Annotated in this window: 33 protein-coding genes and 7 pseudogenes; 7 read left to right on the top strand and 33 right to left on the bottom strand. The window is 54.5% G+C overall.

Translation table 11 applies throughout. The annotated features are described in order from the left end of the window. Positions 1-73 precede the first annotated feature (73 nt). Positions 74-316, bottom strand: a complete 243-nt coding sequence (locus tag GBC03_02020; GenBank protein QFS69059.1) for a hypothetical protein — start codon at positions 314-316, stop codon at positions 74-76. 702 nt (positions 317-1,018) lie between these two features. On the opposite strand from GBC03_02020, the gene GBC03_02015 reads away from it, so the two are divergent. Then, positions 1,019-1,282: an XRE family transcriptional regulator gene (locus tag GBC03_02015; GenBank protein ID QFS69058.1), complete on the top strand. Its 264-nt coding sequence runs from the start codon at positions 1,019-1,021 to the stop codon at positions 1,280-1,282. A 518-nt stretch (positions 1,283-1,800) separates the two neighbouring features. On the opposite strand, the gene GBC03_02010 is transcribed toward GBC03_02015, so the two are convergent. The 8 genes and pseudogenes from GBC03_02010 to GBC03_01975 all read right to left on the bottom strand — a co-directional run bounded on the left by GBC03_02010 (position 1,801) and on the right by GBC03_01975 (position 6,750). Next, positions 1,801-2,127 carry a theronine dehydrogenase gene (locus GBC03_02010; GenBank protein QFS69057.1) on the bottom strand — a complete coding sequence of 109 codons (327 nt, stop codon included), beginning with the start codon at positions 2,125-2,127 and terminating at the stop codon, positions 1,801-1,803. Then, positions 2,124-2,852 (bottom strand): plasmid SOS inhibition protein A, encoded by a 729-nt coding sequence (locus GBC03_02005; protein QFS69056.1) that lies wholly within the window; start codon positions 2,850-2,852, stop codon positions 2,124-2,126. The genes GBC03_02010 and GBC03_02005 overlap by 4 nt, the downstream gene beginning before the upstream one ends. Next, entirely contained in the window at positions 2,849-3,283 is a 435-nt protein-coding gene (psiB, locus tag GBC03_02000) for a conjugation system SOS inhibitor PsiB (GenBank protein ID QFS69089.1), read from the bottom strand. The genes GBC03_02005 and psiB overlap by 4 nt, the downstream gene beginning before the upstream one ends. Before the next feature lie 40 nt (positions 3,284-3,323). Next, complete coding sequence (locus tag GBC03_01995; protein ID QFS69055.1) at positions 3,324-5,372, bottom strand: chromosome partitioning protein ParB; 2,049 nt, start codon at positions 5,370-5,372, stop codon at positions 3,324-3,326. 74 nt (positions 5,373-5,446) lie between these two features. Continuing rightward, positions 5,447-5,689 carry a DUF905 domain-containing protein gene (locus GBC03_01990; GenBank protein ID QFS69054.1) on the bottom strand — a complete coding sequence of 81 codons (243 nt, stop codon included), beginning with the start codon at positions 5,687-5,689 and terminating at the stop codon, positions 5,447-5,449. A 54-nt stretch (positions 5,690-5,743) separates the two neighbouring features. Next, positions 5,744-6,286: a single-stranded DNA-binding protein gene (gene ssb, locus GBC03_01985; protein ID QFS69053.1), complete on the bottom strand. Its 543-nt coding sequence runs from the start codon at positions 6,284-6,286 to the stop codon at positions 5,744-5,746. A gap of 11 nt (positions 6,287-6,297) precedes the next feature. Then, positions 6,298-6,455 (bottom strand): annotated as a pseudogene (locus GBC03_01980) (single-stranded DNA-binding protein). A gap of 65 nt (positions 6,456-6,520) precedes the next feature. Then, a pseudogene (locus GBC03_01975) lies at positions 6,521-6,750 on the bottom strand (hypothetical protein). Positions 6,751-7,014: 264 nt separating this feature from the next. Between GBC03_01975 and GBC03_01970 the strand changes: the two are divergent. The 3 genes from GBC03_01970 to GBC03_01960 are packed head-to-tail and all read left to right on the top strand — an operon-like array spanning position 7,015 to position 9,392. Then, a complete protein-coding gene (locus tag GBC03_01970; protein QFS69052.1) occupies positions 7,015-7,422 on the top strand; it encodes a transposase in 408 nt (135 codons plus the stop codon). Further along, a complete protein-coding gene (gene tnpB / locus GBC03_01965; GenBank protein ID QFS69051.1) occupies positions 7,419-7,769 on the top strand; it encodes an IS66 family insertion sequence element accessory protein TnpB in 351 nt (116 codons plus the stop codon). Before GBC03_01970 ends, tnpB begins: the two co-directional genes overlap by 4 nt. A gap of 30 nt (positions 7,770-7,799) precedes the next feature. After that, positions 7,800-9,392, top strand: coding sequence for an IS66 family transposase (locus GBC03_01960; GenBank protein ID QFS69050.1), 1,593 nt, complete (start codon positions 7,800-7,802; stop codon positions 9,390-9,392). Between the two features lie 242 nt (positions 9,393-9,634). Here GBC03_01960 and GBC03_01955 read toward each other — a convergent pair whose 3' ends face one another. The 5 genes from GBC03_01955 to GBC03_01935 form a co-directional block, all read right to left on the bottom strand. After that, complete coding sequence (locus GBC03_01955) at positions 9,635-10,198, bottom strand: methyltransferase (GenBank protein ID QFS69049.1); 564 nt, start codon at positions 10,196-10,198, stop codon at positions 9,635-9,637. A 46-nt stretch (positions 10,199-10,244) separates the two neighbouring features. Further along, positions 10,245-11,627, bottom strand: a complete 1,383-nt coding sequence (locus GBC03_01950) for a DUF3560 domain-containing protein (protein ID QFS69048.1) — start codon at positions 11,625-11,627, stop codon at positions 10,245-10,247. Between the two features lie 51 nt (positions 11,628-11,678). Beyond that, positions 11,679-11,909 (bottom strand): hypothetical protein, encoded by a 231-nt coding sequence (locus tag GBC03_01945; GenBank protein ID QFS69047.1) that lies wholly within the window; start codon positions 11,907-11,909, stop codon positions 11,679-11,681. Between the two features lie 92 nt (positions 11,910-12,001). After that, on the bottom strand, positions 12,002-12,229 hold the full coding sequence (locus GBC03_01940) for a hypothetical protein (protein ID QFS69046.1): 228 nt from the start codon (positions 12,227-12,229) through the stop codon (positions 12,002-12,004). 18 nt (positions 12,230-12,247) lie between these two features. Continuing rightward, entirely contained in the window at positions 12,248-12,376 is a 129-nt protein-coding gene (locus GBC03_01935) for a single-stranded DNA-binding protein (GenBank protein QFS69045.1), read from the bottom strand. Here GBC03_01935 and GBC03_01930 point away from each other — a divergent pair. After that, positions 12,290-12,580, top strand: a pseudogene (locus GBC03_01930) (hypothetical protein). The gene GBC03_01935 and the pseudogene GBC03_01930 overlap by 87 nt on opposite strands. Here GBC03_01930 and GBC03_01925 read toward each other — a convergent pair. The 17 genes and pseudogenes from GBC03_01925 to GBC03_01845 all read right to left on the bottom strand — a co-directional run bounded on the left by GBC03_01925 (position 12,505) and on the right by GBC03_01845 (position 21,405). Then, positions 12,505-12,755: pseudogene (locus GBC03_01925) on the bottom strand (hypothetical protein). The pseudogenes GBC03_01930 and GBC03_01925 overlap by 76 nt on opposite strands. Positions 12,756-12,992: 237 nt before the next feature. Continuing rightward, entirely contained in the window at positions 12,993-13,247 is a 255-nt protein-coding gene (locus tag GBC03_01920; protein QFS69044.1) for a hydroxyacid-oxoacid transhydrogenase, read from the bottom strand. 170 nt (positions 13,248-13,417) lie between these two features. Further along, positions 13,418-13,609 (bottom strand): hypothetical protein, encoded by a 192-nt coding sequence (locus tag GBC03_01915; protein QFS69043.1) that lies wholly within the window; start codon positions 13,607-13,609, stop codon positions 13,418-13,420. Further along, on the bottom strand, positions 13,606-14,043 hold the full coding sequence (locus tag GBC03_01910) for a DUF1380 domain-containing protein (protein ID QFS69042.1): 438 nt from the start codon (positions 14,041-14,043) through the stop codon (positions 13,606-13,608). Before GBC03_01910 ends, GBC03_01915 begins: the two co-directional genes overlap by 4 nt. A 61-nt stretch (positions 14,044-14,104) precedes the next feature. Then, positions 14,105-14,533 (bottom strand): antirestriction protein, encoded by a 429-nt coding sequence (locus tag GBC03_01905; GenBank protein QFS69041.1) that lies wholly within the window; start codon positions 14,531-14,533, stop codon positions 14,105-14,107. Beyond that, positions 14,503-14,891 (bottom strand): annotated as a pseudogene (locus GBC03_01900) (DUF1472 domain-containing protein). The gene GBC03_01905 and the pseudogene GBC03_01900 overlap by 31 nt, the downstream one beginning before the upstream one ends. A gap of 138 nt (positions 14,892-15,029) precedes the next feature. Beyond that, entirely contained in the window at positions 15,030-15,812 is a 783-nt protein-coding gene (locus tag GBC03_01895) for a hypothetical protein (GenBank protein QFS69040.1), read from the bottom strand. A gap of 54 nt (positions 15,813-15,866) precedes the next feature. After that, positions 15,867-16,286 carry a DUF1380 domain-containing protein gene (locus GBC03_01890; GenBank protein QFS69039.1) on the bottom strand — a complete coding sequence of 140 codons (420 nt, stop codon included), beginning with the start codon at positions 16,284-16,286 and terminating at the stop codon, positions 15,867-15,869. Between the two features lie 10 nt (positions 16,287-16,296). Further along, positions 16,297-16,518 carry a hypothetical protein gene (locus GBC03_01885; GenBank protein ID QFS69038.1) on the bottom strand — a complete coding sequence of 74 codons (222 nt, stop codon included), beginning with the start codon at positions 16,516-16,518 and terminating at the stop codon, positions 16,297-16,299. Further along, entirely contained in the window at positions 16,518-17,195 is a 678-nt protein-coding gene (locus GBC03_01880; GenBank protein QFS69037.1) for a DNA methylase, read from the bottom strand. Before GBC03_01880 ends, GBC03_01885 begins: the two co-directional genes overlap by 1 nt. Before the next feature lie 79 nt (positions 17,196-17,274). Beyond that, positions 17,275-17,466, bottom strand: a pseudogene (locus GBC03_01875) (hypothetical protein). 109 nt (positions 17,467-17,575) lie between these two features. Further along, the gene (locus GBC03_01870) at positions 17,576-17,911 is read right to left on the bottom strand and encodes a hypothetical protein (protein QFS69036.1); all 336 of its coding nucleotides are present in this window, start codon (positions 17,909-17,911) and stop codon (positions 17,576-17,578) included. Beyond that, positions 17,908-18,141, bottom strand: coding sequence for a hypothetical protein (locus GBC03_01865; protein ID QFS69035.1), 234 nt, complete (start codon positions 18,139-18,141; stop codon positions 17,908-17,910). Before GBC03_01865 ends, GBC03_01870 begins: the two co-directional genes overlap by 4 nt. Positions 18,142-18,174: 33 nt before the next feature. Continuing rightward, on the bottom strand, positions 18,175-19,110 hold the full coding sequence (locus GBC03_01860; protein ID QFS69034.1) for a DUF1281 domain-containing protein: 936 nt from the start codon (positions 19,108-19,110) through the stop codon (positions 18,175-18,177). A 37-nt stretch (positions 19,111-19,147) separates the two neighbouring features. Further along, positions 19,148-19,433, bottom strand: a pseudogene (locus GBC03_01855) (hypothetical protein). Positions 19,434-19,762: 329 nt separating this feature from the next. Further along, positions 19,763-20,431 (bottom strand): ABC transporter, encoded by a 669-nt coding sequence (locus GBC03_01850; GenBank protein QFS69033.1) that lies wholly within the window; start codon positions 20,429-20,431, stop codon positions 19,763-19,765. A gap of 2 nt (positions 20,432-20,433) precedes the next feature. After that, positions 20,434-21,405 carry a StbA family protein gene (locus GBC03_01845; protein QFS69032.1) on the bottom strand — a complete coding sequence of 324 codons (972 nt, stop codon included), beginning with the start codon at positions 21,403-21,405 and terminating at the stop codon, positions 20,434-20,436. A 349-nt stretch (positions 21,406-21,754) separates the two neighbouring features. Between GBC03_01845 and umuD the strand changes: the two genes are divergently transcribed. Then, entirely contained in the window at positions 21,755-22,183 is a 429-nt protein-coding gene (gene umuD, locus GBC03_01840) for a translesion error-prone DNA polymerase V autoproteolytic subunit (GenBank protein QFS69031.1), read from the top strand. Beyond that, on the top strand, positions 22,183-23,457 hold the full coding sequence (gene umuC / locus GBC03_01835; protein QFS69030.1) for a translesion error-prone DNA polymerase V subunit UmuC: 1,275 nt from the start codon (positions 22,183-22,185) through the stop codon (positions 23,455-23,457). Before umuD ends, umuC begins: the two co-directional genes overlap by 1 nt. Positions 23,458-23,602: 145 nt before the next feature. Here umuC and GBC03_01830 read toward each other — a convergent pair whose 3' ends face one another. Together GBC03_01830 and GBC03_01825 are read right to left on the bottom strand one after the other, a co-directional pair. Further along, a complete protein-coding gene (locus tag GBC03_01830; GenBank protein ID QFS69029.1) occupies positions 23,603-24,574 on the bottom strand; it encodes a ParB/RepB/Spo0J family partition protein in 972 nt (323 codons plus the stop codon). Beyond that, positions 24,571-25,776 carry an AAA family ATPase gene (locus GBC03_01825; GenBank protein QFS69028.1) on the bottom strand — a complete coding sequence of 402 codons (1,206 nt, stop codon included), beginning with the start codon at positions 25,774-25,776 and terminating at the stop codon, positions 24,571-24,573. Before GBC03_01825 ends, GBC03_01830 begins: the two co-directional genes overlap by 4 nt. Positions 25,777-25,823 lie beyond the last annotated feature (47 nt).

The raw sequence follows: 25,823 nt of genomic DNA, 5'->3' as shown, positions 1-25,823 counted from the left end.
CCTTGCAGAAGTGTGCCGGAACATATTCCGGCAGTGTGTTATTGAATGCCGCCCCGCTGCTGGGCGGTGGTTATCAGGCATACACGCGGAAAAGTTCCAGCATACTCTGGACGAGCTCCCGTTCAGCCACGTTAAGAGCGGATATATGGACGGGCTTCTGAACACGTCTACAACGAACCAGCGATGCACCCGGCTTTTTCAGATGCGGCATAATAGCGTCAGGCTTCAGTGTTTCGGGGATTTTCAGTGGGTGACAGGTTTTAGCTCGTTCCTTTACAAAATATTCGCAACAGGTGACGATTAACGGGTCTTTCATAGTGTCTCCTCAGAGTCATTGTGATAACGAACTGTTACAGCAGCCTGTGTAAACAGATATGGCACTCACGCTGCTTTTTTATTGCCTGTATTCCGGCATCTTCTGCCGTCGCACTTTTCCGTTTTCAGGCAATGAGTGAAATTCCCTCATTACGCCAGTGCCCTGACAGGGCGGCGATGGAAAACAAGGGTGGAGGACAGATTATTTGGAGCCTGCGAGAAAAAATCTGACCGGAAAGCGCGAGCGGCCCTTGCTGAACGGAGGCGCTCTGTCAGAGTGCATAAGTAATGAGAGGCTTTCACGGCAGAAACGGACTGGACGGCAGAAGATGCCGGTTAATCCGGCGTTCTCTGGCGACCGCCGTGGCGGTCAGTGGAAGCGGCGCTGACGGAACGGCAGCTGCAAGCGGGTGGGGTACAGGCATCGCTTGCTATCCGAATGGACGGAGACGCATGCGGCTCCGCATAGCGCGGTGACCATGCGGCCACCACGCGAAGTGCAGGCGACGACACGGCAGCGACGGGGAGCCGAAGGTGCCCGGATGTTCGTCAGGAGGACAGACATTTCGTCGTCATTTATCATCAAAAATCGACTAAAACAAGAATATAAAAAAGTGCAGAATCTGCACTTTTCTTATGTGTGCATTTTGGAAATAATAAATCTAAAATAAGTGCAAATTCTGCACTTATTCAGGTATGAAAAATGACTGGTTACGAACTGCGCTTATGGCGAAAAGGAATGAACTGGAGCAGTGACAGGGCGGCCGAAGAGCTGGGGGTCAGCCTGCGTACATGGAAAGTTTATGAAAAGTCAGAAAAGGTTACACGGGTCGTAGAGCTGGCGACCATAACGCTGTCTCTCGCAGCAGCACTCCCCTACTTTGAACACCGGAAAACCTCTAAAGAGAGGATTGTAAACAGGATCCAGACGCTGACCGGGTCGGCAGGACTCAGAGGGAGACAATGAGCGCCTCGCAGCTCTTTATCAGGCGGCGTTCATAAACCCGCGCTGAAGGGATAGCGAATTCAGGGAAAGGTAACAATATTCGGGATCAGCGCTGTGGCTTCCCGCCAAAACACCCAGGTCGGTCAGAAGACGTTGCCGCCCAGCTCCGCAGGGGACTTTTCATCCTGGTTATTCATGAATGCGGTTGCACCAGAAGAGGAAAAAGGGACTGCCAGCGAACCGGCAATCCCTTCATAAAGGCGCTTTGGGCATGTCAGACATCATCAGCCCCTGAATGGCGGGGGTTAGCTACTTAGCGTACTTCGTGGCAGTTTCATGGCCTTCTTTGCCTTGCGGCATCTAAGAGGCTATCCTGATGTTGTCTAGGCATAAGGTGGCCTCATGGGTTAATGAAAATTAACTACGGGGCTTTCTGCCACACAACACGGCAACAAACCACCTTTACGTCATGAGGCTAAAAGCCTCAAGAGCCATCGCCATTATACCGCCCACGATACTGACTGACCAGGTATGCAGCATTACCACGCTGATTTTCCGCGAAAATAATCCGGGCGGTTCTCCAGTTCACGCTCGATGAGTTCATCAGCAAACAACGGCGCGATACGGTTTACACGGCGTTCCAGATTTCGCCTGCGGACGGCAGCTTTCCGTTCATCGCTCCAGCGTCTGACCTGTCTCTCATCCAGAAAATCCACGCATACCGCATATCCCGCGCCAGCCACCCATCGCGACATCACGGACTCGGGCGCCTGCTGACCAGCCTCCACGACTTCAGATACCAGTTCATGCGGACCCGGACACGGCGTGCGCGGTAACTTCCATCTGAGTGAATAGCGCCACTTCATCCCCGGCTCCGGTCCGTCAGCTTGTTCGGAACCAGCCAGCGTTCAGCCTGCCGCACATGTTCCGGGGTATCCCTGACGATAAACCGGATTTCATGAATGACGCCGTACAGCGGCTCTCCGCTGTCGCGCAGCCAGTCCAGCGATTTCAGCGAGGAAAACCGCGTCCGCCATTGCCAGAACCCACGCTCCAGCTCCCGCGCGTCAAACTCGTCAGCCCAGCGCCGATACCAGGTGTGGACAGTTTCCGGTGACTGAAAATTAAGTTCTGTCATGGCCTGTCCCAGCAGGTTCTGGCGCAGCAGCCAGGTATGTTCCAGCGCCCTTTCCTCCCGGCGCATTTTACGGGTGAAAGCAATTTTCTCGCGCTGCATCCGGCGGTCCGTGCGCGTGTGCATCACCTCCGGGAACAGTTCGGCCAGAACATCCGTGGATAACGGCAGCGGGCAATGTTCCCCCTTGCTGGCAATCAGGCGATCGAGTGCTTCTTCCACCTGTTTGAGGCTGGTCATTCGGTTCTTTGGCTCCCAGTTCAGACCAGGAATGCGCTGCGCCACCGCTGTGTTAATCCGGCTGCTGCCTGTCAGCATGCGCAAAAAGGTGCGCACATGTGGCAGGGCTGGCAGACGAGCCCCACGGTTGCGGGACTCTTCTACCGTCATAATGGCCTGTAATGCCGCCTGACGGGCTGGCTTCAGCGTGACAAGGGCGTGTGATGAGTGGATCATGCAGCCCCCTCCATTACCAGGATACTAAGAATGCTGGCCTGACTGTAACCATCGGCATCGAGGCTGGCTACCAGACTGAGTGTATGAGTGATGGCCTCCGGCGACCAGGCGGGTAGCGTGCTGATAATGGAGAACGGGCGACCGCTGACCGGAATAAAGACCACCATCCAGGACGGGCTGATATCACCGGGACTGCATACCGCGATGCTGAAATTGCCGTGGGATGGCGTGAAACGGATCTGTACCGGGAAGAAACCGCCAAACTCGCTGCGGTACTCGCCGTTCATGTCCCAGTCTTCGGGACACGTCAGATCACGCATCACGGCATGAGTCAGTTCGCGGCGTAAATCTTCGCCACCGTCCCGCCAGTCTTCATATTCCTGGGGGATCATGGTCTTCAGTACTGCGGGGGTGATTATGTTACGCATTATAGTCTCCTTAACACCGCCCCCGAAGGGGCGGCCTCCGTTATCAGGCTGCATCGGGCAGGGTGTGGTGGCTGTCTGCATCAGAAGCCGTATCGGGTGCATCAGCACTGCCTTTTTCGGTATCAGACACGTTGTTTTCTGCATCAGACGGGGCTTTTTCTGCATCAGGGGCGCGCATCCAGACAGGCACCCAGCGGGTGTCCCGCATTTTGTCCTCTGCCAGTTCAGCCGCATCGTCTTTCTTCATCTTCTCTGCGTCCCGCGCCGCACCTGTCAGGTTGGCCTCGTTCAGCGCGGCGATGATTTGCGGCTTTTTAAGGCCCGTGAAGAAATCGGCTTTCGTCGGCTGCCACCAGTCGCGCAGGTGGAAAGCGAGGGCCGTTTCCAGCGTATCGAGCGGACTGCGGGTGGTGCCTCCGGTGCCGCGCGTCTGCATACCGTCAAGACTGCATGCCGTGCAGAAACTGAGCAGGGCGCTAAGGTCTGTGGTGCTGAGGGTAAAAAAGGTGGTGAAGTCCTGTTTCCAGCCCTGCGGCGGCAGCAGCGCTTCCAGCCGTTGCCCTTCCTGCATCAGAGCCAGAAACGCCACGCCCTCTTTACCGGACGGGGCAACATTCGTCAGGGAATAATGCTTACAGTCCAGAGAGATCTGCGCGGGTCGGTTATACGCGCCGCTGCCGAACACGTTCAGGCAGAGTGTCCATGCCAGCAGGGCGACGGATTTTTCCGGCTGCTGCATCAGTGCCGCCTGGACTGCCAGCGTCCGTTCCGCACACATTTTTGTCAGCAGGGGAACACTGATTTCGTCCACTGGTTCAGGCTGACGTTCATATGTCTTAACCTGAACATGTTCTTCTTCCGTTTCTGACGTTTCACGCAACATCACGCCGCGCTGGACACAGATTTCACCGTGACTCCATGACACCACCACGCCGGACTGTGCGCGCATTTCCGGCGTCCACGCCCGAAGCTGTGCCGCGCATTCAATGGCCTCCATCTCTGACTCCATCGCGTCGGTTTCATCGCTGGCGGTCTGGTTCTCGTCATACTGATCCTGCAATTCATCCATGCGCTGCTGTTCCTGCTCCGTGTAAACCGCGTCAGGCTCATCCTGAATACGGTACACCGCGCTGTCCTCGCCGTGATAACTGACCGCCTCCATGCGTCCGGTGGCCCATGCCCAGCCCTCGGCCTCTTTCAGGCACTCCGCCGCCACCTGGAGTTTTTCCAGCAGGGCCGCATCCAGCGCCAGTCTGTCCACAAAACCGCCCTGCTCATCGCTGAACAGGTCAGCGCGGATTTCTTCGACGGAGAATGCGCTTTCCCCGACAAATGCATATTTGCTGTTGTTGAGAGTGGGAACCTGACTTTCGGTGATCAGGTTACGGATCACACGCACTTCCGGTTTATTGTTCCAGCTCTCACGACAGGCCGCTTCATAGACCTGCACCTGACGGTCAGTGTTATCTTCCAGCGCCAGCGCCTGACAGTGTTCTGTGGTAATTTTGTCCTCAGCCAGCGCCTGAAGAATGACCGGAGCCAGCCCTGCCAGCTTCAGCATGCGCTGGACGTGCTTCACACCGTAGCCCAGCAAATCACCGATTTGCGCCGGAGTTTTCCCTTCTTCAGCCAGTGAGCGGAATCCGGCGACCTGTTCGGCAGGGTGCATTTTCTTGTGTCTGCCATTTTCAGTGAGGGAGACAGCCCTTGCCAGTTCACGCGGCACCGCTTTATAAGAAATCCAGACGTTTTCAGGATCTACCTTGCCTTCCGCGACCAGCAGCCCGATCGCTTTTGTCCGGCCGCCGCCACATACCACTTCCAGCCGACCATCGTCACATTCCACCACCACAAGGTTATGGATCTGCCCGACCGCATGAATACTGTCGGCATACCCCCTGATTTCTTCCGGCGTGTGCGGGATGATGCGGCAGTTCAGTTCCCCGATAAAAAGGCGGGACCAGGCGGTGTAACGGATGGGGGCGTTATCCAGTGCGGTAACCAGGACATCTGATTGTGCGCCCTCTTTGCGCGCAGTCGCTTTGGGACTGGCTTTTTTGGTTTTTTTTGCATTAGACTCGGTGACTGACATAGTTAATACCTCTCTGATATTGATGATTGTCCGGCCCTGCGGAGTTACCGCTCCGGCAGGGCACCTCTTACTGCTTACTGCGTGTTACGGATGCCATAATCCCGGATGTAGCGGTTGATCCAGTACTCGCCACCCGGTTCAAAATTCCATGTACGCCAGACCATTTCCCCGTTCTGACGAACCACCAGGCGAAAGTGCGTCCCCTGATCGTCTTCAATGGCGACATTCTGATACTGCGCTGCCACCGCTTCGGCCTGTTCGCGGGTGAACGTGCCATCAGGCAGGGATTTCAGGGGGGCCGCCGTGTTGTCTGTCATGCTGTTTCTCCTGTAACAGCCCCGCCATCCGGGGCTTTAATGAAAACCAACTGCTCAGAACGGTATGCTATCGTCGAAGTCATACGCCGGATCGGGTTGCGCTGGCGGCTGCTGCGCGGCAGTGGTGTTTTTGCCTTTTGCGCCCCTGCCCCGACCTTTTGCCCCGCCGGACGCTGCCGGAGGTGGGGTTTGCGCCGCCTGTTGCGGCTGTCCGCTGAACTGCTGACCACTCTGAGGCTGACTTTCACGGCGACCGCCCAGCATCTGCATGGAGCCGCCCACGTTGACCACCACTTCAGTGGTGTATCTGTCCTGACCGGACTGATCGGGCCATTTTCGGGTACGCAACTGGCCCTCGATGTAGACCTGAGCACCCTTGCGCAGGTATTCACTGGCGATTTCCGCGAGTTTTCCAAACACGACAACACGGTGCCATTCGGTGTGTTCGCGCATCTCCCCGTCCTGTTTGTCACGCCATGTTTCAGACGTCGCCAGGGTAAGATTTGCCACCGCGCCCCCGTTGGGCATGTAACGCACTTCAGGGTCCTGCCCCAGATGACCGACCAGAATGACTTTGTTAACGCCTCGTGCTGCCATGATGAATCTCCTTAATCCGTTGTTTTGCTTTTAAAACCATCACCCGTTGAGTTTCGGGAGCCGCGGTTTTGACGTTTGCGGGAACCTGCTGTTTTGTTCCCTCTGGTATGACCTTCACCCGTTTGAGAACCTTCGCCGCAAGGGGCATACCGGCCACGGCATGGCGCATCTGTCCGGGGCAGAACGCAAAAGTTTTTGTCCGCCTGCGGGCAAAAAGTTTTGTGGGCTGTTCATTTCACCCTGGACAGTTAATGCGACAGGTTGTGGCTGTATCAGCCCCCGGCGACAGGGACTTAAACGGGGGAACGGTGCCAGGTACGGCAATGAGCAGGGACCCGCCGCAACGACGGAGCGCGGCACGCGAAACGGCGTTGCGCCTTACAGCCCGGCAGCTTCACCGCCGGGGTGCCGGAAGCGCAGGCCACGGCGCGCCAGGGGCGGCGCGGCCGGAACGGCCGCTGCAAGCCCGGTGTTGACGTTGCGACAGCCTGGGATGGAAACCCGCTGCCCCGGAGGGGCCGGGCAGAGACAGCGCAGCTGGCTCGGTGCGAAGCATGACAGCCCCGGTTCCCGCCAGGGAAGTCGCCCGGCGTCAGCAAAGCCAGAGAGGAAATATGACTGACAGTGATAAGCATCATCAGCGTAAGCGTCAAGCCACTGCCGCCTGTTGCGATTACTAACGATTGACGATGATAGAGTCCTCTTATTAACGTTAATGGACTCTATCAATGTCAAACACTCTTCAGCCCCGCAGGGCGCGGGCGTCCTACTCAATGGACTTTAAGCTGGCTCTCGTCGAAAAGTCATATCAGCCTGGAGCCTGTGTTGCCCGGTTGGCGCGGGATAATGGAATTAATGACAATCTGCTGTTTACCTGGCGCCAGCGTTACAGACATCTTCTGCCCGATGAAATACAACGGTCAATCAGAGAGCAAGACTCTGTTATCCCCGTTGTCTTGCCTGATATGGTCCTGTCACACCATGCTGAGCCGCACTATGAATCCGCCGCTCCAGCCTGCCGCGAGGCCATGACATGCGAGGTGACTGTCGGCGGTGCCAGCCTGCGTCTGTCCGGGGATTTATCACCTGCACTTCTGAAAACGCTGATCCGCGAGCTGAGCGGGAGGAGCCGATGATACCCTTACCGTCAGGCACTCGTATCTGGCTGGTTGCCGGGGTCACCGATATGCGTAAGTCCTTCAATGGTCTGGGCGAACTGGTCCAGCATGTTCTTGATGACAATCCGTTCTCCGGCCACCTGTTTATCTTCCGTGGTCGTAAAGGTGACACCGTGAGGATCCTCTGGGCTGATGCTGACGGTCTGTGTCTGTTTACCAAACGTCTGGAAGAGGGACAGTTCGTCTGGCCTGCTGTACGCGACGGCAAAATCGCCATCACCCGCTCACAACTCGCCATGCTCCTCGATAAGCTGGACTGGCGGCAACCTAAAACTGCACGCCTTAACTCACTGACGATGTTGTAAAAAGCGCATGACCGCATTATAAATGGGGTCATGAGTCAGGACTATCTCGCCCGTATCGCTGCGCTGGAAGACGCGCTTCGCCAGAAAGACAGCCAGCTCAGTCTCGTTGCTGAGACTGAGTCGTTCCTGCGTTCGGCGCTGGCCCGCGCAGAAGAGAAAATAGAGAACGAAGAGCGTGAAATAGAACATCTGCGGGCTCAGATAGAAAAACTGCGCCGAATGCTGTTCGGTACCCGTTCAGAAAAGCTACGCCGGCAGGTCGAAGAAGCCGAAGCCCTGCTGAAACAGCAGGAGCAGCAAAGCGATCGTTACAACGGCCGGGACAATGATCAGCAGGTTCCGCGTCAGTTGCGCCAGTCCCGTCATCGTCGCCCGTTACCGGAACATCTTCCCCGCGAAATAAACAGACTGGAGCCAGCTGAAACCAGCTGTCCTGGTTGCGGTAGTGATATGGCCTATCTCAGCGAAGTCAGCGCGGAGCAACTGGAGCTGGTCTCCAGCGCCCTGAAAGTGATCCGCACGGTCAGAGTGAAAAAGGCCTGTACCCGATGCGACTGCGTCGTTGAAGCGCCAGCGCCCTCACGTCCTATCGACCGGGGCATCGCCGGGCCGGGTCTGCTGGCCCGCGTGTTAACGGCCAAATACTGTGAACACCTGCCGCTGTATCGCCAGTGCGAAATCTTTGCCCGTCAGGGTGTGGATCTGAGTCGTGCGCTGCTCTCCAACTGGGTGGATGCGTGCTGCCGGTTAATGGCCCCGCTGGATGAAGCCCTCTACCACTACGTGATGGACTGCCGCAAACTGCATACGGATGACACTCCGGTGCCCGTGCTGGCGCCGGGCAGAAAGAAGACGAAAACCGGGCGTATCTGGACATATGTCCGTGATAACAGAAGCGCGGGTTCATCAGATCCGCCAGCGGCATGGTTCGCCTTCTCACCGGACCGACAGGGGAAACACCCTCAGCAACATCTTCGGCACTATCATGGCGTGCTGCAGGCAGATGCCTTCGCAGGGTACGACAGGTTGTTCAGCGCAGAGCGTGAAGGTGGCCCGTTGACAGAAGCGGCATGCTGGGCTCATGCGCGGCGCAAAATCCATGACGTCTATATCAGCACCCGGACGGCCACAGCAGAGGAGGCTCTGAAGCGCATCAGTGAGTTATACGCGATAGAAGAGGAAATACGCGGCCTTCCGGCATCTCAGCGGCTGGCCGCCAGACGGTCCCGAAGTAAACCGTTGCTGATATCCCTGCATGACTGGTTGGTGGAGAAAAGTGCCACTCTGTCGAAAAAATCCCGGTTAGGCGAGGCGTTCGCTTATGCACTGAACCAGTGGGATGCCCTGTGTTACTACTGCGATGATGGTCTGGCAGAGCCGGATAATAACGCTGCTGAGCGAGCGCTACGAGCGGTCTGTCTGGGCAAGAAAAACTACATCTTCTTCGGCAGTGATCATGGTGGTGAACGTGGTGCCCTGCTGTATGGTCTGATCGGAACGTGCAGGCTGAACGGTATCGATCCAGAGGGTTACCTTCGCCATATCCTGAGCGTATTGCCGGAGTGGCCCATCAACAAAGTGGCCGAACTGCTGCCATGGAACGTAGATCTCACCAATAAATAGCCGTCAATACGGCGCTCACTTAACGCTTACTCATCAGCATGACATTCCTGTCCATATTCACGGACAGAGAGATATGTCAGGGCAGGAATACACCGGTACGCTGACAAAACACGGCGGATAACATGAACAGACGCGGACAGAGGGCGGCGGCGCGAAGCGCGGCCCCCTTCAGCGCCGCAGGCGCGCGGCCTTTTGTGGTGGTTCAGGACGGGGATCCTCTCCCCGCCTGGGTTACAGCCCCGTCAGTTTTGTATTCTGAGCAGAACGGTTGAAACAGCGGTATACGTGAACGTGCCACGCGGCAGCGGTTCCCAGACATCCGACAGGGGGCGGAGTATCTTCTGCTGGCGTGGCCCGTCGGGGCAAATCGCCGCCAGTGCCCCGCCGGAGTCGAGCAGCGTTAAAGCGTGCTGTATATGCCGGATATCCTGCGCATGGCTGAACGGCGGATTCATCAGAATTTTGCTGTAGCGGGTTTCCGGCTGCCAGTCCAGAAAATCCCGGCACCAGACAGTCACGCCCGGAAATGCCGCCCGCAGATGCCCGGCTAACGCCGCGTTAAGCTCCACGGCGTCACACCGCGCCAGTGGTGCTGCCTCCCGGATGGCCCGTAAAATAGCCCCCGTCCCCGCCTCCGGCTCCAGTATCCGGTCTGAATCCGTAATATCCGCCAGATCGACCAGCTGACGACAGACCGGATCGGGGGTGACGAAAAGCTGTGAGCTGGCCCGGATTTCGGTAACGGGAGTGCGCCCGTCGAGTCTGACCTGCATCGCCTGAATGCGGTCTTTGAGTTCACTATGCATATGAATAGCCCTTATCTCCCCGGCGCAATGCCGGGGAGTCTGACGGTTATTTTTTCGGAATTTCGACGGTTTTCATGTCGGTGATGTACACCGTATCGAGCGTATAACCGCCGGTCATGATGCGGCGGAACCGGTACGCGCCATGCTCATCATTTTCCGCCACACCCCGGACGGCCTTATAATCTGCCGGGGTTTTAGCCCATTCGGCCTTTGTCATCTCCCGGAAACCCTCACCCGGATAGTTGACGATCGGCGGACGTTTTGCGGCCTGTTTCGCAGCGATGGCCTCTTCGGTGGTCGGGGCTTTATAGTCGGTGATACGATCGGGCGTCAGCGTCATTGTCCCTTTGTAGCCCATAAAGCGGTAAGACGGGGTGACAACCGAACTGACCGCGCCGTTGCTTTTATTGATGCGGATGATGGTCAGCCACTCACCCCGGCTCTGAACCTGCCCGCCCAGCTCAAACTCCTGCGTACGGGTGACCACTCCGCCGCTTTCGTCCAGCATGGCCCGCTCATACGCCAGGCGGTTCAGGTAATGATTAGCCCAGCGCTGCTGATGGCGGATCGAACGCTTGTGACAGCGAACCGCAATATCGCGGGCCTGTTCAAAGGTGATAATCCCGTTATCAAGTGCCGAATGCAGGGACATCCGGCCTTCGTACTGGTTTTTTTCCGGCGGACGCGGGTACTTATCGAGCGTGAAACAGGCAGTTATGTGGTCGTAATTACTGATAAGCTGCGCCATTTTCAGATCCAGCGTCTCCGCCTGCCACATCGTCAGATATTTCTGCGACTGTGCAATGGCCTTTTCGGATTTGCGCAGATCCGCCTCAATCTTTTTAATACGGCGATAACGCACATCAGGGCGCTCTTTATACTTCGCATGACGCAGGGATGCCTGTGCCCGTTCCGCCCAGTATTCCGCACGTTCAAACAGCATCACGGCGCGTTTCATACCGTTCTCGATGCGCTGCGCATCCAGGCGTGCGCGTCGCTCGCTGTGATGGCCGACCAGGATCGGTTGACCAGCCGGAATAGCCGACGCCAGCACATCCACATGTACGAGTTCCTGTTCTGACTCTCCGGCGCGTTTGTCGCTGTAGACGCTGAAACGGTCGGCGCGTTGCTCCTGACGCTCAAACAGGGTGTTGTCGTCGTCTTCAATGTCTCCGGCAAGGGACAGAAGCATATCCTCACGGGCTGGCGTCCAGGCGGGCGCGACAAACAACCCCTGTTTTGGTGCCCAGCGAAAACCCACGGCGTGGATCTTCTGATAACTCTCATCATCGAGGCGTAACGCGGCATAAAGGCGTAATTTGTTGTCATCCGGGGAGTACGTCGCCCGGTACGACTGCGCGGGGCTGTCTTCGGACGCTGGCGGCGGGGTCATGTCGGCAGTCAGTGCCAGTGCGGTGGATTGTGTCATGGTTTTTTCTCCTTCCTGTGGTTGCCGCCCCTCGCGGGGCGGCTCACCTCATCAGTTAAATGCGCGTTTCAGTTCAAGGGTGCGGAGCACCTGCCCGATAGCGGCGTTTTTCATCGCGGGAATGTGAACGCCGCGCCCCTTGCGGATACTCCTGGCAATATGCCGCCCGAATGCCTTTAACGCCGGGTCAATCTCTGACACGGAAAGCTCGGCGCGACTGATGCGCTTATGTCGGCGGGGCTTTACAGCCTCTGCGGAAGGTGAAACAATAGAAACGGTCATAATAGTTAACTCCTTCTGGTAGTTAATGGAGCCGTAAGAACCGTTAGAGCGATTTTTACGGCGTGGAGAAAGCAGGGATTACCCTGCTTTTTTCATGTCTGCGGGTTGCTGCCCGCCCCTTCTGCCTCCTTCTGCATTTTGTCGGTAATGTCTTCGGGGTCGCCTAAAAGCCAGCCGCTGACGGGTCTGTAACGTTCAATAAACGCCCTCACTGCGCCTTTTCCGGTCATGGCCTGTACACGGGTAAACATGGGTAAAACGCCTTTCGCATCACGTCCGGTAAACGCAATCTGATACGTCCGCATCGCCTGAGCCTGCATTGTCTTTCCTCCTGATTTTTAAAGAACATCACCCGTTGAGTTTCGGGAGCCGCGGTGTTGATGTTTCGCGGGAACCTGCTGCTGTATTCCCTCTGGTATGACCTTCACCCGTTTGAGAACCTTCGCCGCAAGGGCGTAAACGAGCACGGCCCGGTGCAGATGTCCGGGGTGAGCGGTCAATTTTTTACGGTCTAATGAAGCCTGCGGAATGGCCGGAAAAAATTTATCGCGAAAGGCTGTGCCGCCCCTGGACAGCCAGGCGGGTTGTGCTTGTCTCAGCCCCGGCGACAGGGACTTAAACGGGGGAACGGCACCAGGTACGGCAATGAGCAGGGGCCCGCCGCAACGACGGAGCGCGGCACGCGAAACGGCGTTGCGCCTTACACCCCGGCAGCTTTACCGCCGGGGTGCCGGAAGCGCAGGCCACGGCGCGCCAGGGGCGGCGCGGCCGGAACGGGCGCTGCAAGCCCGGTGTTGACGTTGCGACAGTGGGATGGAAACCCGCTGCCCCGGAGGGGCCGGGCAGAGACAGCGCAGCTGGCTCGGTGCGGAGCATGACAGCCCCGATTCCCGACAGGGAAGTCGCCCGGCGTCAGCGAAACCAGACAGGGAGCATAATCATAAGCAGGAACAGGAACAGGAACAGGAACAGGAAGCGTATTATCACCGACAGGCAGAAAACACCACACACTGGCCAGACAAACCTGTCAACCGGCATGAATAACATCCGGGCGGAGACAGGTAACCCTCATCGGAAACAGCGCTATTTTTTAACCTCATCATCATTTTTTGCATATTCCGGGGAATTTTTATCCGGCAGCCGCTCACTGAGCAGACGGTAATGGTGCAGCCGCGCCCAAAAATACTCTCTCAGATGTTCAGGCTGTTCCCTGACCACCAGTTCAGCGACAACCGGCATAGCCATACGTTCTTTATACGCCACACCTGACGCCACCAGGTCCACTGCGACCTTATCCTGTTCTTCTCTGGATTTTGCGGCGAGATTAAATCCGGACATCACATCCTCAGACAGAAATGGAAACCTGCTGTAAGTGTACGCCATATGAATCAGAGGGGGAAAGGACACAGAGCGGCGCGAAGCGCTGCTCTGGTCCTTCCCCGCAGGCGTAAGCCTGCACGGGTTTTACGCGCGGGCTGACAGGCGGCCTCCCCCGCCTGCCCTCATATTTACTGCCCTTTCCCGCCCTGCAAGATGAAATGACCGCCAATGTACACGGCACACTGACAGGTCATATATTCGCAGATTTCATCCACCACCTGCGCGGTCGTCAGTTCCCGCTGGCCTGCATCACGACGGCGGGCATTAATCAGCGCCTGGTACTGGCGAAGAATTTCGCGTGTTTCGGGTCTGATCTTCATGGCTGGTTTCCTCCGGTCAGGTTATGCGCCGAGGTATCAGTGGAGAGCAGGTATCGCAGCGTATCCAGCGCGGCCTCTTCTTCGGCGATCCTGTCCTGCGTCTGATAACGCGGGATATTCATTCCGGCTTCCATCAGGGGAAGAAGTGTGCGCAGCGCATCTTCAGGAATGGCAATCTGACGGGGTGGCCGCAGCGCGGCCAGCCATCGCAGTTCTCCTTCAACAAAGTTCCGGCCAATACCGTCACGCCAGAGTGCATCGCTGTCCGCGTCCCCGATGGCGCGCAGAACCGCCTGCGTGTCGGGAACAGTCGGATTAAAAGCCGCACCCACTTCCCGCACATCTTCTTCATTCCAGATAATCACGGCAATTTTTTCTTTATTCTCAAAGACTTTCAGTAAATTACAGCAGATATCGCTGACAGTTCCGTACATTGCGGGTTCCTCTAAATGAATGACAGTTACAGCGGGGCGGCATCGCCACCCCGTCGGTTAATCAGTCGAGCGCGGCATAAATGGCGTTGCATTCAGGGTGAAAGGTAATGTGATTCCAGAGCTGGGTATCACGCAGCATGTACAGGCGGGTCAGCGCGGCATGGCCGCAGTCGTGATGCGTCCAGCAACGGCGGTTAATCGCGAGCGAGGTCAGAATGATCCCTGCCGCGTCAGCGCTGACGGTGCGATCAAACCAGTTTTCACTGTTGATCATATGTACCCGACCACAATCGGGCATCATGTAACCGCCGCCTTCCGGCAGACGGATAAAATGCCAGAAACCGCCGCTGTATTCAGGCATCCACTGTTTCGCCAGCGCGTACACCTGTAATTCAGCCAGCATAAAATCATTGCCAAACATATACGGCAGGAAGGAAAGACGATCGGATTCTTCGACGTTCAGGGTGTGCTGATGGGCTGCATGCTGCATGGTAAACCTCCGTAATCACATGGTCTGCGACACCGGGCGGTGCCGTGCATCCATAACAGACGGGCGATCGGTCGGAGATACCAGGGCGACAGGGAAGCCGCAGCCTGACGCGCACGGCAGACGGGAGCTGGAGGGTGAGACCGTGAAATCTGAGCGGGCGAACAACCGGAAGATCGCGGCTGCCGTGAAGGAAGGACCGGGTGACCGCAGCGGCGCCAGCGAACCCTTGTATCGACGACAGCCCGGCTACGATGGATGCACGGCACAGCCCGCACACGGCACCGGACTGACAGAGTGGAAAACCACAAGGCAACGTCACGCAGGGACGATGCCGCCATAAAAGCGGAGCCGGCGACATCCTTGTATTATCGGCTATACAGAATGAGTTGATTCTGTAGGTTAACGACCATGTTTAGACCTAAATAGAAGGTTGCAAATTAAGAGGGTATCTTATCCTTCAATGTTGATTCAGGGGGCTGCCGCCCCCTGCTGTTCGCTACACTGGCCGGATTGCTGACAGGGCATTGCGGACAAGACTGATTTCTGCACGCGCTTCTGCCATGACCTCATGTAACAGGGTTAAATCCATCCACCGGCGCGGAGGCTCGCCCGGAATACGCAGCACATCGCACATCTGGCCACATGCCAGGATTTGATCCACTTTGTCACTGATAACAAAGAACTCAACGCTGCTGTAGTGCGCCCCTTTGTTCAGAATGGCATCGAGCACCACTGGCAGATTATCATCATCGTCGTCCAGCCAGCAGGGCATATCATTTTCCTTCACAACCAGACGGAAATTTCGGGTCTGACGGTAAAACAGCGTTTCCCCGCGCGTGGTCAGCGCCGCCTGAATCCGGCGCGCATCCTCCCATACCTGCCGGGAGACATCCCGCACGGCGCGGGACAGGCAATCCGTTACAGCCTGAATCTCCGGCTCCGTCAGCCATTCCCCGGCCCAGGGGAAAGCTACCTGTGTTCCGTCCTCCGGAAGCTGCGGCGTGTCGGCATAGCGGCTGCCGGATAAAATAATCTGCGCTGGCGTCCCGGCTATCTTTGTCATGGCACTTTGCAGCTCTGCGGGTACTTCACCGGAACAAAACAAAGGAAGCAGATGAACAATATTTGCCGCATCCAGACGGACATAAATGCTTATCCATCCCGGTTTATTTACCGGATCACGCTGATCAACATCGGTATGGTCAGGCCATCCATAATCAGCAATCAAATCGCGCGCACGGCGCATCACAAGGGCGTTTAACGTGGTGGTTTCCTGCATAATGGGTTCCTTCTGAACGGATTCAGTACACGCCGCCCGGGCGGCGTGTTGATTTCATTTTTTCAGTAACGCGCGAACTTTCGCCGCATCAGCCAGCCGACGGGTAACACTTTCCGGCACCGGATGGTTCTCATCCCGGGCGGACCATTCCCTGTGCCACAACGCCTGTTCAGCGGTTATCAGCAGGGTTTCAAGCAGGTCAGCCGGCACCATTACCGCCGGAACGGCCTGTTTCACCTGTTCAATCAGATCCATCACCGCACTGGCAGACACGCCCGACTCAAGCTGTTGTTCTTCCGGTATGGCGTCCATACGCACCAGTACCGCCCTTGTGTCCTGTTCCGAAACGGCATATTCCATTCCGTCGGCCAGCGCTTCGATATCCGCCGGGGACCAGACAATGAGGTTCAGCGGGGTTTCTGCGGGATACTGTTCACGCAACAACCGGCAGAGGGTTTCACAGGTTCCGTACATGTTTTTCTCCTTAGTCCTTAAAGCAGGCATCCAGCTCAAGAATTTCGTTGTATGCCGCCATAAACAGGGCATTGATGCGAAAAAGGGTCTGACGGGTCAGGCGTTCGGCCAGCACATCAGAATCAAAGCGATAGCGGTGCTCCATCCCGTTCAGCGTCGCCCGCAGGTCACACATGCTGTTGGCGACTTCCGCCACTTCTGCGCGGAGTTTTTCGTGTCCTGCATAGTTCATTACGCGGCCTCCGGGAACTCGTCGTTAGCGGCCGGGTACTGCATGGCGCGCCGGACGGCGGCCAGACGTTGCTGTCCGGTTCGGTGGTACTGCTCCAGCAGTTCGATACCGATGTAGCGGCGGCCAGCCTGGAGCGCGGCCACGCAGGTGGTGCCGGAACCGGCAAACGGATCGAGAACGATGGCGTTCGGATGTGTGAAGCTCTCGATCAGCGGCTGGAGGCTGGTTACGGGTTTTTCAGTCGGGTGATGCCGGTTACCTGAATATTTCCACGCAATCACGTCATTCAGCGGGTTTTGCGGCAGGGGCGGACGGCCTTTTGCCAGGATGTAAGCACATTCGTGGCGGTAGCCCACATAGGCGGCCTTCGATGTGTAGGTTTTCGGGAAAACCAGATGACCAACAACACTGAACCCGGCATTTTTCCACGCCGCCATAAAACGATCGACGCGGTTCCAGCCGTAGAAACTGACCATCAGCGCGTCTTTTTTGAGTACGCGGTACATCTCATTGCAGGCAGGTTGCAGCCATTCGTCGGTTTTGTCGCCGGCAATGCTGCGGCCGGAACGGTCACGGAAACCGACCAGGTACGGGGGATCGGTGAGGATGAAATCAACGGCACGGTCAGGAAAGCCAGCCATAATATCGACGCAGTTACCCAGGATAAAACGGGACATAGGGATACCTCATGGTTACAGGGGGCACCCAGGAGGACGTCGCCACGACGTCCGTTCCCTGCTGCCCGGAGCCTGTACGCCGCGACCGGTAACGGGTCAACGCCGACCGTGGAATACCGCAACCGTCAGTCTTTTTGACGGTGAGGATATGCCGCGAAAGCGGCTTGAAGGGCGTTCCTAAAACCTGCGAGTGGATGGCGTAAAATAATAACGACGCCGGACAGGAGCGGAAAAACCGCCCGTCCCGTGTCCGTCCGGTCGCGGCACACTGGCTCCGGGCAGTGGATATCCCCGCGCGAAGCGCGGCATGAATGCGGAGCAGCGCGACATCATTATTATTGTTTACTGAAGCACCGGGCAGCCGCTCTGCCCGGTCGCTGTCAGCGGGTGATATCCCGCCAGTCACTCCCCCACTCGTCGCGGAGTACAGGGGTATCAGGTGTGCCGGTCACAGTCCACGCATCAAGAAATTTCAGACCGCGCAGGATACTGTTTTCCACGTCATCGAGGAGAGTGATGCTGTTGAACCAGACCACGCCACCGGGATACTCCCAGCGATGCCGGTCATCCTCCCGTTTCAGCTCTGGCCACCAGGTTCGTCCCATTTCCATGATGCCGGATTCCGCATGTTCCAGATCTGTGGCTGTAATCAGGTGGTGCACCATCATTTCAGTGCCATCGACCTCGACACTTAACCCTGCAAGCCATGTGTTCATACGCGTTTCACCTCATTGATTGCCCATTGCAGGTGGCTCCAGTTAAATCCGTCATTCGCATCATGACAGTCCTGCGCCAGCTCCATTGCGACGTCGATATCGTCTTCAGTGAGAGTGCTGTCCAGCGCCAGGAAGTCATCAGCCAGCCAGAATGTCCCGCAGCAGAGTGCATCATCAGGGAAACGTGACAGACGAGTGATAAAGGCTTTTACGGTCATACGTTTTTTCATTCCCTTTTCGGGCGGTATCCCGCCCGCCTCCTGTCATCCGCCGAAGTGTGCCACGTTGTTGATAATCCAGTCCGGGCCGGTTACACAGAGGAAACTGTCTTCATCGTCAGGATCTGTCTCGTCCCATTCCAGCTCGTCAGTGATATACACCTCCGTTTCGCCGTTGATGTACCGCGCGTAGCCGCAGTAGTCGCACCCCTGCTCTGCGAACCAGTGCTCAACTTCACCGTCACAGAGCTGACTGAGTGTTGCAACAACCACTTCACTGACCGGACTCCAGGGTGTGTCGAAATCCACCGTCAGGGTATTTTCCCCTTCGAAGCAGATATTAGCGTCATAGCCTACAGGCCACTTACAGCCGTACAGATTCACATAATGGCCATATGAAGACGGAATATCTGTCAGCAGGCCACCGTTAAAACCGTTCACTTCAATATCCAGACGTCCCGGCAGCACTTCACGGAAATCCATCGGTTCAGCGGCAGGCGCAGCATCATCCCCGTTGCACAGACTGTCCCACCATGCGTTCACCGGCGAGGGCTGGAAACTGTCTCCCCAGTCAAAGGATTTCTGCTGATAAAGTCGACTGATAACCGCCTGTTCCGGGTCACTGAGGGTCGACCAGCGGTAATGACGGATATCACTGTCCAGCCAGTGCTGATGCAGTTTTTTGCAGGTTTCCGCATCCAGTTCAGCTCCGGCCATAAACGCTGTCAGCCAGTCGCTGTATGCCTTCGTCGAAAGCCTGTTATCTGCCGCCGTCCCGCTGGAAACCAGTAGCGGGTATGGCGGATATACCTGCTCTGTCAGGGGACGCAGTATCCCTGCGCAGCCCGCGAGGAAAAGCTGAATCCCCTCTTTTCTCGCACGGCGGTTCAAAGACAGCTCACCTCCGGTAATCCACGTTTTGAGGGCATAACGGTCTTTAATACCACTGAACATCAGGCGGTTGGCACACCAGTTCGGCATGGGAAGCTCCTTATACAGTCAGCGTGGGCAGGAGGCATCACCGCGATACCGTTCCCTGCCGCACGCTGCCTGTTCGCCGTGACCGGTAACGGGTCAACGCCGACCGTGGAATACCGCAGCCGCCGGGCTTTTCCGGCGGCAAGGCTATGCCGCGAAAGCGGCTTGAAGGGCGTTCCTTAAACTTGCGAGGGGATGGCGTAAAATAACAACGACGCCAGGTCTGAGCGGTAAAGACGCCCGTCCCGTGATCAACCGGACGCGGCACACTGGCAGCGGGTGGCAGACAGATACCTGCTAATCTGGCGCAGGAAATGGAAACTCATATGCAGAAAGGCGCATGGCACAGGGGAGCGCTTTTTTTAAGGTGTCCGGTCCACAATTTGCAGACATCCGGAGAATGGAGATATCGGGCAGGTTAAGACAGGAAGAATACATCTCAGCCAGAACTGGATTTGCAGACCTGGCTGGGGCAACTCATTCAGTTAAATATAATCCAGACGGCAGTGTAGAGATTAAAAGAGCCAGGACTGACAGAGATATGAGCTCAAGGAAAGGTCCGAAATATTCTCCTCATACAGACAACGGGGAAATGATACTGACCATATGTCCTGTTCAATTACGCCACTGAATGCAACTTCAGTGGCGGGCATAATCAGAAGAATTTTTTCATATTCTTACGTGCAACACTGGTATCTGATCCGGGGTGAGACTCTGTTCCTCTCCCCTCCTCTTGCTGAGATGCTTCCCTCTGCCCGGAGTCAGGAATATTAATCAGGCTCTCCTTCAGTAACCCTGTAGCCAGCTGCTGCAGTGCATCCAGCGTGACCGGTGGTTCCGGCATGCTTGAAAGCAGTCGCGGAAAACGTGGTTCCAGTTCGTGAAGTACACAGCCTGCAATCATCAGGCTGCGCAGAAGCGTTATACGTTGCCGATCTGAAGCATCATCCAGCAAGGGGATCACCAGGCTGGCGCTTGCATCGTCATCCAGTTGCAGGGTCAACCGGCGGCGCTGAGACGGGCCAGTGTATCGGCCCGGAGTCCAGGGGTATGCTTCTCCCTCGCCTGAAGTATTAGCCCCTCCGGTCCCCCGCAGTAATGCAAGGATACCGGAAAACTGGGACACCTTAATCGTGCCGACAAACATGGCTACCAGCATCGCCGGCAGACGGATATCAATTCGGTAAAGAACAGCGCCGGCCACGGATGCGGTGCGAATAAACTCACCGCGTAGCGGACGGGATACCGACTCAATAGTAGCCAGCGCACGCATGTCCGTATGGTCATCATGATTCAGATAGAGAAAGAAATTTCCTGCAGACACGATCAGCCCTCATTTTTGAAGAGCGCTATCTCCCGGGCCAGCGCCAGCTGAGGCTCTTTAATAACCTCGATACGGTCTGCTGCCAGCGGCCAGGCACGGCGAATCGACTCCTCGATGAGTGGCGCGCCGCCGCCGGTAAGCAGGACACGGTTCACGTTACGGAAGCGGGTAAGTTCGCTCACCACTCTGGCGCCCAGTGCCCCGATAGCCTCTTCTATTTTGTCAGTGACATATCCAATTCTGTCCGAATCATTAATGATGCTGTGAAGAAATGCACGATCTTTTCGTTCACGGATGACCCTGTCGGCAATCAGTGGGCTGGTTTCACTTTCTGCTGCACGAAGGGCCCCCTGCGCGGCCTGAGTGACAAGAGATACGCCAACGGACGGGTTACCATGGATCGCGCTGATATCTTCAAACTCCCCCACGATCACACCGGCATCGAGTGTAGTTCCTCCGAGATCGATAATAAGTGTCGTTTCACCGGCACCCGGCTTAATTTCGGCAAGACGAGAGAACGCAGCAGGAAGTGACTCAGGCATAACGTAGACGTCTTTAACCGTAAACGTTTCACCTTTGTTAAGGGTGATATCGCGCATCAGGTTAGCCTTTTTGCGACTGATATTTTCATCGTTTTTCTGGCAGTCCTGATCGTAATACTCACTGAGCGGGAGCGTGACAGTCAGTGAGACGTCCTGTGGTTCCAGGCCACTGTTCAGCAATGCATGGTGAACGCCCAGCAGGTTAAGATCACCATACTGGTATTCGACGTTTGTGGTTGAGACCGCGTCCCGGCTGACAGCATCCCAGGTATATTTCATACCAGCCACCATATAGTTAAATACCTGCCCCCCAAAATCCACTTTCCAGCCGTGACGGAATGAGTTGGCAGAGACAAATGTCTTCAGAACATCGTTTTCAAACCACGCAAGTTTTACGTTCGTAGAACCATCATCACAAAAAATATGAATCATTTTGATTTCCTTGTTATCACCATAATGGTCATATTATACAGCGAAAAAGCATACTATGGAAACATAAAAGCATCAAAATGAACATTTAAAACATTCAAAGAATACAAAAACCTATAAAGAACGCTTTAAATCACCAGAATGATGCAATAAAAAAACCTTAGATATTAATGATCGGTCAGTCGATTTGATACTTCTGGGAGCGTAGCTTACGACGTGTTGTTACCTGTAGCGGGAGTATTTTTTCTTAGCCTGTACAGGGACTTGTCCGCGGACAGAAATATTGGTGTTGAAACCCCGGGAAAATACCTAATAATACTGTATATAAACACAGTTAAGATGTAGAGGTCCTATGTTTCGCGTTTATCCTGCAGCATCAATGCCTGAGCCGTTTTCTGCCCCGCTTTTTCTGGAACGTTGTCAGGCAGGTTTCCCGTCGCCAGCTGCTGATTACACTGAGTCTGAGCTGGACCTGAACGAGTATTGCATTCAGCGTCGTAGCTCAACCTACTTTGTCAGGGCCATTGGCAACTCAATGCGTGACATTGGCCTCTACAGCGGCGACTTGCTCATAGTTGACAAAGCGGAACGCCCCCGGCACGGAGATATCGTGATTGCAGAGATAGACGGTGAGTTTACAGTTAAAAAGCTACTGTTGATGCCACGTCCAGGGCTCCAGGCGATGAATCCTGCATACCCTACTCTCTGGCCAGATCCGGATCATCTGCAGATATTTGGTGTCGTCACTGCGTTCGTGCACAAAACACGAGGACAAGACTGATGTTCGCCCTGGCAGACGTAAACAGCTTCTACGCGAGCTGTGAGAAAATCTTCCGCCCTGATATACGGGATAAACCAGTCGTGGTTCTGAGCAATAATGACGGTTGTGTAATTGCAAGATCGAAGGAAGCGAAGCGGCTGGGAATCAAGATGGGTGTACCGTGGTTCCAGCTAAAAGCGATGGAGTTTCCTGAGCCCGTCGTTACGTTCTCCAGCAATTACGAACTCTACTCTAGCATGAACAACAGAGTCTTTTCTCATATTGAGGAGCTGGCGCCGCGGGTGGAAGCATATTCAATTGACGAGATGTTCGCAGACATCAGCGGAATTGAAGGTTGCATAGATTTTGAGGACTTCGGCAGGCAGCTGCGTGAACACGTCCGGAACGGAACCGGACTTACGATCGGCGTCGGAATGGGGCCAACAAAGACCCTGGCGAAATCAGCACAATGGGCATCAAAAGAGTGGCCCCAGTTTGGCGGTGTGCTTGCACTGACAACAGGTAATCCGAAACGAACGGAAAAACTGCTTTCGCTGCAGCCTGTTGATGAGATTTGGGGCGTTGGTCGACGAACTGGTAAAAAGCTGAATACGTACGGGATCACCACCGCCCTGCAACTGGCCCGTATGAATATAACCTTTGTGCGCAAGAACTTCTCGGTCGTTCTGGAACGGACGGTTCGTGAGCTGAACGGCGAGGCGTGTATATCTCTTGATGATGCTCCACCGGCTAAACAGCAGATCGTCTGCAGCCGCTCATTCGGGGAACGAATCACAACATACGAAGCAATGCGACAGGCCGTTTGTCAGTATGCAGAGCGCTCGGCCGAGAAACTTAGAGGCGAACATCAGTTCTGCCGGCACATCGCCGTTTTCATCAAAACCTCACCTTTTGCCGTCAATGAGGTGTATTACGGCAACATAGCCAGTGAAAAACTCCTCATGCCAACCCGTGATACCCGGGACATTATTAAAGCGGCAGTGAAGTCTCTGGATCGGATCTGGCTTGATGGCCATCGCTATGCAAAAGCCGGCGTGATGCTGAATGACTTCACGCCTTTCGGCGTTTCCCAGTTGAATTTATTTGATGAAATACAGCCGCGTGCTAACAGCGATGAGTTGATGAAAGCTCTGGATGGGATTAACAACTCAGGACTTGGAAAGGTATGGTTTGCAGGAAGAGGTATAGCGCCTGAATGGCAGATGAAACGAGATATGCTGTCTCCTGCGTATACCACCCGCTGGAAAGATATTCCTATCGCGAGAATCAGTTAAATTTTACATCGAAGGGAGAGTAAGGAATGCTCGCTGCAACCGAGGAGGGGGTATAAACATGAAAAAACATGGCGATTTCACCGTGAAATCTGGAAATGAAAACCAGAAAAAACAGTGAGTTAACAGTGAAATCGCCATGGCGAAATTAAGAAGAAAAACGCTTCAGCAGAACTTCGTTTATCGCTTCATCTAGTTCTTGCTGAACCTCTTTGGAGAGGCGGCAAAACTCATATGTAAAAGTCCGACCTTTTATACGCTTCCTGGCAAATTTATCTTTCTCATTAAATTCCCATAATGGTGAAACAACTGGTTTTTCTTTCGGTGGTGCAGCTATCAGTGACTGACTGGCTTTACTGATTAGTTTCAGGATATCGTGCTTTTGATCTTCTTCTGGCAAATCACTGTTTGCCATGATTTCATCAAGATTAGCCGAGATGCATTCAGTCAGATCTTCAAGACCAATTCCTTTTACATTCAGGTTCTGATGAATATCTATCAGCATTTTATAATCAGAAAAGCCGAGTTCCGACTGCACTGGAAATAGTTTAATCAATTCCGGCGGAACGGCAGCTGCCTGGAGAGCTCGGGTAACTTTAGCCTGGGACATACCTTCCTGTTCGGCAATTTCTTTTTGGTTAAGACCGCGCTCTTTCATTTGCAACAGACGTAGTCCTATCTCCCGTAGATTGTGCTCTTTTGCTGTTTGAATATCCTTTGCAAGCTGTCTTGCTTCTTCAGCCGAAAGGTTTTCTGACGTTACCATTACATCCAGCCCAGTATGAGCAAAGATGGCAGAAGCACGGCGCCGTGACCCGTCAAGAATTTCAATCTTATCGTCATGCCATACTCCGATGCAGGCAAAGAATTGCTGAAATTTAATTGTCTTGATTATGTCTTTTAACGATGCTTTGGTGAGAGCTTCCTGATCACGTCCATTTGTTTCCTGGCGAACAAAAGTTTTTGCTTCCACATCCTGTGGAGCTATGGTCATAAAGGTAAATTTAACTTTTCGCCCGGTTTTTAACGTAAAGAATTGCGTTCTTTCGGAAGAAGAGCGGTCTTCAGCAGTACTTTGTGAGTTAATAGATCTGCCAATTGTTTTTCTTTGCTTCATTATGCCCCCCTATTTGTTCTGATAAACTCAATTCGATCAAACACTGCCTTAGAGAAATCTTCTGCTGCCAGCTTTGCGCTCTTCAAGGCTTCAGCACTGCCGTCATATGTCGCAGGGTTAGCAGAAATTACGGTATCGTAGGTTTCTCCACATCTCTCAAAACCATCCAGCCTTGGCAGTACAGCATCGAGCATGTCCCCGCCGAAAACCTCTTTTGCCTGGCTATGGCAAATTTTGTGATCAGGCTTATTCAGGATCTTGGACATGAAGCCGATATTTCCCAGCAGCTTACATTCCTGACCATCTTCCTCTATCTTTGCAATAAGCTCTGGAAGGCTTGCTATATATTTAAGTGAGGAGTGAAAATCCACAGTCGCTGGGGGGAGGGGGGTTAAAAGTAGATCTGCAGCAGCAATACCATTTTTCAGAAACGCGTCTAAATGTGGGCCACAATCCACGAAGATAAAATCGTAGTCATGCTTCAATTTATCTATAATATTCTCTTTGAGGACGGCATGAATATTTTGACCAGGTAGATATTCATTGCATAGTTCTTTCCACCTCTCTGCCATGAACGCATCGTCTATTGACGCAGGAATAATATCAACCCCAGGTACCACGGACTGTACAACGAAATCAGAAAGTAGTTCTTCTCGACTGACGTTCTGAAGCATAGCTTGTGCAGCAGTCTCAGCTACAAGCCCTATCGACAACTCATGACTCATAAACATCGTAAGCGATGCCTGCGGGTCAAAATCAATGACAAGTATGCGTAGATCTTCATAAAGGAGGTGAGGATGTGCCCTTAATCCGTGCGCCAGAGAAGCAGTCGAAACAGTTTTTGTACCACCTCCTTTTAAACTTGATACATAAATACAGAATGCTTCATGAAAGCGATCACGGTATTTAGGAACCCCGCGATGATGATACAAATCAATGACGTTCTGCAGCGTCATTGCATACTTCATGGTGTTTCCGGACGGCTTTTTATTAAAGCTGTACCCGTTCGCTTCCATTTCATTGACAGTGTATTCAACAATACCTTTGCTTAGTTTTGGTAGCTTATACAACGATGCTTTACTGTATACCTGATAAAACTCGTTAAGATGCATTTCGTCTTTCTGTTGCCGTATGTTTTCACTAAGAGAGACAAGCATCTTATGGGCACGCACAGCCACTTTTTTCAACTGCTCTATGTTTTCCATATTCACCACCTGATGACATTTTTTGTCATTCTGCCCCAAAAACATCA

It is taken from the genome of Citrobacter telavivensis (assembly GCA_009363175.1).
GTDB lineage: Bacteria > Pseudomonadota > Gammaproteobacteria > Enterobacterales > Enterobacteriaceae > Citrobacter_A > Citrobacter_A telavivensis.
This window is presented reverse-complemented; position numbering and strand designations above follow the sequence as displayed.